This is a genomic window from Niastella sp. (genome assembly GCF_045805085.1).
Classification (GTDB): domain Bacteria; phylum Bacteroidota; class Bacteroidia; order Chitinophagales; family Chitinophagaceae; genus Niastella.
This window is the reverse complement of record NZ_JBJMLX010000267.1, coordinates 1-8,237: the sequence shown is the minus strand read 5'-3', so window position 1 is coordinate 8,237 and position 8,237 is coordinate 1. Positions and strand designations below refer to the sequence as shown.

Sequence of the window (8,237 nt, the reverse complement as noted above, 5' to 3'; positions counted from 1 at the left end):
TTATTATCAACAGCTGCCTTTACAGCTTTCTCTTGTAGTGGTTCAGAACCATAAGTTCTGAAAGTGCCAAATCCGAAAAACCGCCTTAAGCCTCTGTGGACGTCCAATGCGTTGTTACAATATGCACAACCACTTATGCAGGGCTTGTTTCTCAACCGGAACATTATCCGTTCAACTTCAGGATAATTTTTCAGCACCCAGCGCGGTGTGATGGAATGTATTTTGTTGTGGTGGATGAAAGAATTAATGAGTGACAGACAATATGCCAATTCTACCGGATGCGCTGAAATTATTTTCGCTAAGTCAACTTGCTCACATATTTCATTTTTAAAGTTCGTTCGAATTAAGCTTTCAAGTCCTATACTTGGGCTGACGTAGTCAATAAAACGGAAAAAGGCGTTAAACTCCTTTCTGTTATTTAATAACAAATAGAAAATTTCTTTAAGCGTTTCATCTTGTAGTTTAAAAGCGGTTATTTCATCAGAGAATAGATCCTTTGCTTTGATTGAATCATTCAAAGGATTGTTAGGGTCTTCCGATTGAAGTTTGTCATCTTTTAATAAAGCATGGTAAGGTTTTGTGGGAAACAGCAGCGGAGAAAGGTACAAGGTGTCAATAATGTTTGAAGGGCCTATGCCTGCCTCTTTAAGTGTTTGTCCGATATACTTTATGTCGTGGTTGAAAATGTTATGCCCGCAGATAAATTGCGTTCCGTTGAGAAAGTTTTTGAATTCTATGAGTGAAGTTTTGTGAAAAGAACTTTCATCATCCTTAACACTTCCAATGTCAAGAATTATTCGGCTCTTTGGCTCAATCTCGGTATCAATAAATGCAATCGAATTCATTTTAATAGCTGGCGGCCTATTCTCTAATATACACAATTTATCGTATATCTCCTATCCGCATTAGTTGAGGGATTTTAAGTATTCATATATATTCTGCGGACATTCATCGAATAATATTCACTAAAAAACTATTTGTGCTACGGACGCAAAGATTATTTCATGGCCCTGTTAGAGGGCTTGTAAGATCTTATGGTATTAATTGGGCGGTGTTTATTTGAATTCGGCGGGCCTATAGCAAAAATCTATCGTTGATAAGGAAAATATGGCTGCATTCAGGTATTATAAGTCTTTTGACAAGTGATTTTTCCGGTTTTTAAGTGAAAGAACCGGCAAATGGGTGAACCTGCGTTATAAAATGTTACTTATTTATGATCGTAAGTGAAGTATTACTGAAAGCAATTGAGTTTAAACGGCCAATGCTGATGTTATAACCCGGTAAAAGTAAGTATAGCTCAGGAAAAGTAATTATCTTCCTCAAAAAAGTAACTATAACCCGGGAAAAAGTAAGTATCGTCCCCAAAAAGTAACTATCTCCAGGCAAAAAGTAATTATCGTCCCAAAAAAGTAATTATCGCCCGGCGATAGTAGTCTCGATGTATCGAGTTATTATATTATCACGGCTTTTTTTTCTTAAGTTTTTGGAACGATGCTGAAATATGTTGTAATCGTTTCTTATTGAAACATAATTGGGCTTTACCTGTAGCAGTAAGACTATTGATGCCGGCAAGGCACTGTATCATCCATTTGCGATTTTGTTTGTCACGCATGTTCCATTTTTCCCTGCTAATGTTTTTAGAAGGGAAAATATACCAGCACGATTGGCGAATACAATAATAACTATGTGGCAACTGGGTGATGGCTGCCGCCCATTCATCGATTTGCATTAATGAACCAGCTGTAGAAGGATCGAGTACATAATCTATAATTTTCCCATCTTCCTCTACTGAAAGTACCGGGGCGACATGGTATTTCCAGTTTTGTTTTAGTTCTCCTACATGGTTTTTCAGATAAGCACCGCCGAACGCCCAACCCTTATAATTTGGTATGTTCCACTCATCTAATAAAACACATACAGCGTCAGCTCTTCCTTCACAGCCATTATTTGAATTTGTCCAATTGAAGAGTGGATGGTGCTTGAAAAAAGTGAATAGGTCTTCAGCTTGCTGTTTGGGAACTATATGGCGCAAGCTTACGTCTGAAAGAAGAAAGTCGAAAAGGGTGGGCACTATCTCATTCATTTGATAAAAAATCTATATTTGAATTGATGTGAAGATAACAATAAAAGCGCAACAGAATTCAGCCGCGATGGCTTTTGGGCATTGCCAGGAACCATCTCAAGCTGGCAGGCTGTTCCCACGAGTAACCAACCAGGAAATGAACCGGAGCCTGAAAGTGTAAACGCCTGCTCAATTAAAAAAGCCTCCGATGCATCAGAGGCTATTTTTGATTATTATTTTTCTTCACTAATTATTGTGCTACTGACATCTCGAATCAAGGAACTTTATCGTGGTTTTGTTAAGATCGCTATAGAACTGATGCCCTGCGAACATCACATCTATTTGCATGTTCACAAAATAACGCTGCGCCACGTTCAATGAATTATAAGTTGGATAGGTAGCCGAATTGGCCAGGCAAATTTTTGAAACACTGTCAGCGTTTGCTTTTATAAAGTTTTTACTGGTGAGCCAGTTGTTATTCTTTAACTCTTTGAAAAGCGCCGTGGAAGTGGCCACGCTGATATCCGATTCCCGCGCAAACCGCTCGGGATAAACCGGACTGCGGTCATTTACAAAATACTTGCTGCATACGCCGCGGCTGTTGAGCCCTTGCGAATACGTAAGTGCATCGGCATTACCGGCAGCGCCAACTTCGGGCTGGTCGTCGTTCTTTGCCATACAGAACTGGTAAGGGATGGTAGATGCATCAAAGATCACTTTATACGCCTGCGCACAATAAGACACGCCCGATTTAAATTTGAACAAATACGATAAGCAGCAGGAATATGCGCCTCCATTGCTCATACCGATCGAATACAGGGGCAACGACCGGTTAACAGAACCTCTTGCATAAAATGTATCGCGAATGGCTTTTATATTGCCCATATCAACGTTCGTAGTACTATCCACCGGGTTTGTTTTCCATTGCAGGGAACCATTACCGTTTATATCATTGTTCAAAGACACTTCTTCCGCTTCTGTAACTATGATGCCAAACCCGGCCGTTACCAGGTCTTTCATCATTTGTTTCCACTCATAATTGGTAACCAGGTTCAGCGCATTGCCATTGGAACCGTGCAACAAAAAAACCACTCCTTTTTGCGAAGCGGGAAAACAGGAATAGACATTCTTTGAAATGTTCACGCCTTTGATCTTCTCATACTTCAATGAAAGCTGCGTAATGGCTTTCTGGCTGGCCGTTACAGTCACATTCTGTGCCGGCATTATAAATATATTATGCCATTCACCGCTGTTCTGCAAAAGGCTGGTGTAGCCGGTCCACTGGTCAAATACATAACTATCCGATGTGGGGTTGCCCCAAATGTGCACGGTATCACCGATCTTGTAAGTGCCGCTTCCATAACCATTTACAACGGTAACGGTAGCGCTGTCTGAATTGGTAACCGGCGCAGGGGAATCTTTTGAAGATTTCTGGCAGGAATAAAATAATAGTACAGCGTTCAGGCTAAGGGTTATAATGCGTTTCATACTTCATACAAAACGCGGCCTGGTATAAATAATTGTACATATATCAATTATTCTAAATGAATCATTTTGTAGTTGGCACTCCGGCTTTACGCATACCAGTCTACGGTTTGGGCAATTCTTTTCGTGGGATCTTTTCATCACGTTGAGCCGTATTATAAACAAAGCTGGCCACAATGATAGCCGCTTCTTTTAAGTCGTCTGCAACCAGGTGATCATAGGTATCCATATTGGTATGATGCGTACGGGTATCATATTCTAATTTGTCCTGGATGAACTGAAATGCGGGAATGCCAACCGCATCAAACGACAGGTGATCCGTACCGCCCGTATTCTCGATGGTGAGTGTCTTGGCTCCCATATCATTAAACGGGGCCAGCCAACTGTTAAAAACAGGTCGCACCTGTTGATTACCCTGCAGGTATACGCCCCGGATCTTTCCGCTGCCATTGTCCAGATTGTAATAAGCAGAGATCTTCTCATGCTCCGGCATCAGCTCCATTTTGGCAGGATCAGCGAAGTGATTCTTTACATAATTGCGGGAGCCATACAAGCCTTCTTCTTCCCCACTCCACAACGCAATGCGAATGGTACGGCGTGGCTGTATATTCAGGGCTTTCAGAATGCGAACGGCTTCCATCATAACAGCACAGCCTGCCGCGTTATCGGTTGCACCTGTAGCCCCATGCCAGGAATCAAGATGGCCGCCCAGCATCACCACTTCACTTTTAAGTGTAGGATCTGTACCTGGTATCTCAGCCAGTACATTATATGCTTTGAGATCCAATTGGCGGCACGCATAAAACCAGGCGACCCGGTTAAACGAGAACCACTTACATCCGTGAGGTGAAATGCAATGTCCATCACATGCGAATTGTCTGTTGCTTCTTTTTTGATCTTGCTGATCATTTCCATATCAATTTTTTCCTGGGCTAATGAAGTGAATGGAATAAAACAGAAAGCGATGAAAAATTTTCTCATGTGTGTTTTGATTTGAAGTAGGTATGACAAACTCTACATGCTATATAAATATTAATTTTAGATTTAATTAATGAAACTTACTCTGCGGTTTAAACTTTATTATCGGTGCTGAGCATATGTAATATATATAACCTGTTGAATTTCCAAAAAAAATTGGTCCGAAATTTATCCAGTCCCAACAACTTAAACAGCTCTGAAAGGAGCTGTTTAACGAAATTATTCATTAGACGTTGACAAATGTTATCTTCAATAATGAAACAGCATTCAACACAACTAAGTAAGCCCCAAAAAGCAGGCTATGTAACTAACCTATTTATAATCTAAATTTTCAGCATTATGTCTGTATATGTCGTAAACTCATATGATATCCTTGACTTTGAAATGTTCAAAAACTATCCGCCGGGGGTTAGACCGCTATTTGTTAAGTACGGCGCAAAAGTGATAGCCATGGAAACCAATCCGAAAGCTTTGGAAGGTGTACCAAAAACGATGAATGCTATCATAGAATTTCCCTCGGAGGATGTGGTTAATCAATTTTATAACGACCCCGCATATCAATCTATCATTCATTTAAGGCATAATTCTACCGCTAATTGCACCATGGTTGTGCTTAAACAATTCGAGGCGAAATAAAAAGTGAATGGATAATATGAACTGTTCTGGATAGTACAGGTAGCCGCCAGCTGTTTAAAATTATAAGTAATGGAACTCAAACCTAAAGTAAGCAGGATTACAATATACCCCATAAAGTCGCTTGATGGGCTCTCTTTACAAAGCGGATTAATAATAAAAGGGGGTAGTATTTTGCATGACAGGGAATACGCAATCGTTGATTCCAATGGAAATTTTATTATTGGAAAAACAAATCCGCTTGTTCATGCGCTTCGTTCAACTATTGATTTTGAAAAGGAGATTGTTTCATTCCGGCACCATGAAAACAGCGAATGGGATAAGTTCGATCTGCAAAATGAAAAATCAGCCATCGATGCTTACTTGTCAGCATTTTTCAAAATTCCTGTAACGCTTCACCAAAATAAAGAGGGCCGGTTTATGGATATTCCTGACATTAGTGGTATTACTATTCTTTCCACTGAAAGTTTAAAAGCTGTTGCTGCCTGGTTCGACAATATTGACCTGGAAGAGACAAGGAAACGATTCCGGGCAACGATTGAACTAGAAGGAGCGGATCCATTTTGGGAAGATCATCTTTTTTCCAAAGAAGGGACAGGAATCGAATTCACATTAGGCGAAGTAACATTATTCGGAATGAGTCCCCGCGCAAGGTGTGTGGTACCGAGCCGTGATCCTGAAACAGGTGAAGTTATTCATGCTTTTCCAAAAATATTTTCAAGACACCGGGCTGCAACTTTGCCACATTGGTCGAAATTAAATGAACATGGTCATAGCTATTATTTAACGGTGAATTGCTATATTCCTGCTACAGAGATCGGGAAAGCCATTCAAATCGGGGATGAAGTAAATATTATTGGCGAAAAAGTGTTCTATTAAATTTTAAGGGTGAGCCAGCGGCTCCCCGTTATAATGGATTGTGGGCTGTATACCCCTGAGTAAAACCATCCTTGCTTAAAAGCGATTGCAAGGATGATTGAGTTTTTGCTGATACGCTTTTCATACAATATTCTTTTTAATAGTGAGAGATCGGTTATAAAAGACCACCATCTATTGTTCGTTTATAACCTCCAGTATTTTAAATGTTTTTTTGCCAGCCGGTACCTGCCATTTAACTTTTTGTCCTTTTCGAAATCCGATCAGCGCAGTTCCTATCGGAGCCATTACCGAGATCCTTTTTTCTTTAATGTCTGCTTTGTCTGGCGTAACAAGCATGAATTCCATTATTTCAGTTTTGCCTTCCGCTTTTATTCGTACAATGGAATTTAGCCTCACTACATCAGGAGGGAAATCGTCCTTATTTACCAGCTTTGCTTTCTTTAATTCACCTTGCAGGTCTTCCGCATTGCGACGATCAAAAGCTGTCCTTTTGTTTCCTCCAGTCAGATATGAGATCAACAGGTTATAATCATCCTTCCTTAGAACAAGCTGTTTATTTGTATTTTGCATAATATTTAATTTGATAGTAATAGAAATTGTTGTCGATCTTTTTTTGCTTTCCGGGCTCGAAAATATATCTCTTCAAAACTCATGATCTTTTGTTCCTCTGTTTTTTCGAAAAACTTAGCCCCTAAGGAAAGCACTTTACGTTCGTCGAAGCCCGTAATAATTTCACCAGCAGCGAATATTTTTATTTGGCTGGCAAGATCAAATTCATCCAATGTTTGCTTTACAAAGGCCAGCGCCTCATGTAATGGCATTCCCGGGTGATCAGTAAATTCCAACGGTGCTGCACCTGTGCCGCCTTCTCCGCCGTCCACGGATATGAAATCAGGGATGCATCCCGTTGCTTTAATAGCATTACAGATATCAATGAACTCCTGCCTGTCACCAATACAAATTTTAAATCCAACAGGTTTTCCACCAGACAATTCCCGTAACAGGTCTAAAAACATTACCATTCCCACAGGAGTATCAAATTCCGAATGTCTTGCCGGAGAATGGATGGTCAGGCCTGGTTTAGCCGGCAAAATACCACCATGTCCAGGTTTTGCGCTCTGGGATAATGTTAGTTCGATCATTTTTACCTGTAGGTGTAATGCATTCTTGCGAAACGCCATTGCGTTGAATCTTCCATTTTCATCGCGACAACCCCAATAGCCAGGACCTATTTGCCAGATCCGATCCCCTTCATGTAGATCGTATTCGCTGATGCCACCCTCACCTGTATTGTGCGCAATACTTCCCCTTTTAGCCCTTTCATTGCACAAAATGGCATGCTTTTTCCGGCGGACGTTTATAATTGCCAATATCAGTAAGGGTAAGGTGAGAACAAGAACCCAATACCATTTTTCATTGCTGGTATATGCCTCTATGAGTGTAATAACATTTCCTAAAACAAGTAATAGTATTATAATTCCACTGGCCGAAACCAGTTTTTTATTTCGTATCATGGTAATTCGCTTTATAAATAAACAATTATGACTTCAATTCTTTGATCTTTTTTTTCGCTGGTACGTATATCATCTTAGAAAGGATCATTTGCCAGTTTTTAGCATTTCTCTCTAACGTGGGCAGGTTATGCAGATCATCTTCTTCACAGTCATAAAAAGGTATACTAACTGTTCCATTCTTATTACGGTATTCAAACTGCAGTTCAATAGTATTTAAAAACTCTTCAATCCCCCTTTTTTTTAATTCCCCTGGTCGTATACTGTTGTAAGTCTTTTTCACAGAAACAGAAGCAATTTTATTCAATTCAATTATACAGGACTTGTTGATTGATTCCAGCACCAATAAGCTTTTCTTGATTCCATCCAATGCAATTAATTTGTTGCCTATTGCCATCTGACTGGAAAAAGATAAATTGAACTTAGATCCGAGTTCACTTAATTGCTGAAATTTTTCTTTGGAGAAAGTTGTTTCTATATTGCTCATCTTAAAAATTATTGTACAATAGCATATCATACCACTGCCTTTAACAAGAGGCAATAGTTGTCACAGATAACCATTGACAGGTTATAAATAATGATTTGGTAATTACCTGGATAATTACAAAATACTGATCCCAAGCCTTTAAGGAATTAGGCTTGGGTTAACCTGTTAAAGTCTTTAAAATTGGAGAAATAATACAGATGGG

10 protein-coding genes are annotated in these 8,237 nt (G+C 39.8%); 2 read left to right on the top strand and 8 right to left on the bottom strand.

Annotated elements, in window-relative coordinates; translation table 11 throughout:
• The 5 genes from ACJ751_RS13980 to ACJ751_RS13960 form a co-directional block, all read right to left on the bottom strand.
• On the bottom strand, positions 1-845 hold an 845-nt coding region (locus ACJ751_RS13980; protein ID WP_407746115.1), incomplete at its 3' end, for a hypothetical protein.
• A gap of 614 nt (positions 846-1,459) precedes the next feature.
• Positions 1,460-2,083: a protein-glutamine glutaminase family protein gene (locus ACJ751_RS13975; protein ID WP_407746114.1), complete on the bottom strand. Its 624-nt coding sequence runs from the start codon at positions 2,081-2,083 to the stop codon at positions 1,460-1,462.
• Positions 2,084-2,320: 237 nt separating this feature from the next.
• On the bottom strand, positions 2,321-3,550 hold the full coding sequence (locus tag ACJ751_RS13970; protein ID WP_407746113.1) for an InlB B-repeat-containing protein: 1,230 nt from the start codon (positions 3,548-3,550) through the stop codon (positions 2,321-2,323).
• 100 nt (positions 3,551-3,650) lie between these two features.
• Positions 3,651-4,334, bottom strand: a complete 684-nt coding sequence (locus ACJ751_RS13965) for a M28 family metallopeptidase (protein WP_407746112.1) — start codon at positions 4,332-4,334, stop codon at positions 3,651-3,653.
• Entirely contained in the window at positions 4,262-4,528 is a 267-nt protein-coding gene (locus tag ACJ751_RS13960; protein ID WP_407746111.1) for a hypothetical protein, read from the bottom strand. Before ACJ751_RS13960 ends, ACJ751_RS13965 begins: the two co-directional genes overlap by 73 nt.
• 336 nt (positions 4,529-4,864) lie before the next feature.
• Here ACJ751_RS13960 and ACJ751_RS13955 point away from each other — a divergent pair, with 336 nt between their 5' ends.
• Positions 4,865-5,161 carry a DUF1330 domain-containing protein gene (locus ACJ751_RS13955; RefSeq protein WP_407746110.1) on the top strand — a complete coding sequence of 99 codons (297 nt, stop codon included), beginning with the start codon at positions 4,865-4,867 and terminating at the stop codon, positions 5,159-5,161.
• A gap of 69 nt (positions 5,162-5,230) precedes the next feature.
• Entirely contained in the window at positions 5,231-6,037 is an 807-nt protein-coding gene (locus ACJ751_RS13950) for an MOSC domain-containing protein (protein ID WP_407746109.1), read from the top strand.
• A 171-nt stretch (positions 6,038-6,208) separates the two neighbouring features.
• Here ACJ751_RS13950 and ACJ751_RS13945 read toward each other — a convergent pair whose 3' ends face one another.
• From ACJ751_RS13945 to ACJ751_RS13935, 3 genes are read right to left on the bottom strand one after another with little or no spacing between them, the layout of a single operon-like run.
• Positions 6,209-6,607: a GreA/GreB family elongation factor gene (locus tag ACJ751_RS13945; RefSeq protein ID WP_407746108.1), complete on the bottom strand. Its 399-nt coding sequence runs from the start codon at positions 6,605-6,607 to the stop codon at positions 6,209-6,211.
• Between the two features lie 5 nt (positions 6,608-6,612).
• A complete protein-coding gene (locus ACJ751_RS13940; RefSeq protein WP_407746107.1) occupies positions 6,613-7,551 on the bottom strand; it encodes a glutamate synthase-related protein in 939 nt (312 codons plus the stop codon).
• A 25-nt stretch (positions 7,552-7,576) separates the two neighbouring features.
• Positions 7,577-8,035 (bottom strand): hypothetical protein, encoded by a 459-nt coding sequence (locus ACJ751_RS13935; RefSeq protein ID WP_407746106.1) that lies wholly within the window; start codon positions 8,033-8,035, stop codon positions 7,577-7,579.
• Between the last annotated feature and the right edge of the window lie 202 nt (positions 8,036-8,237).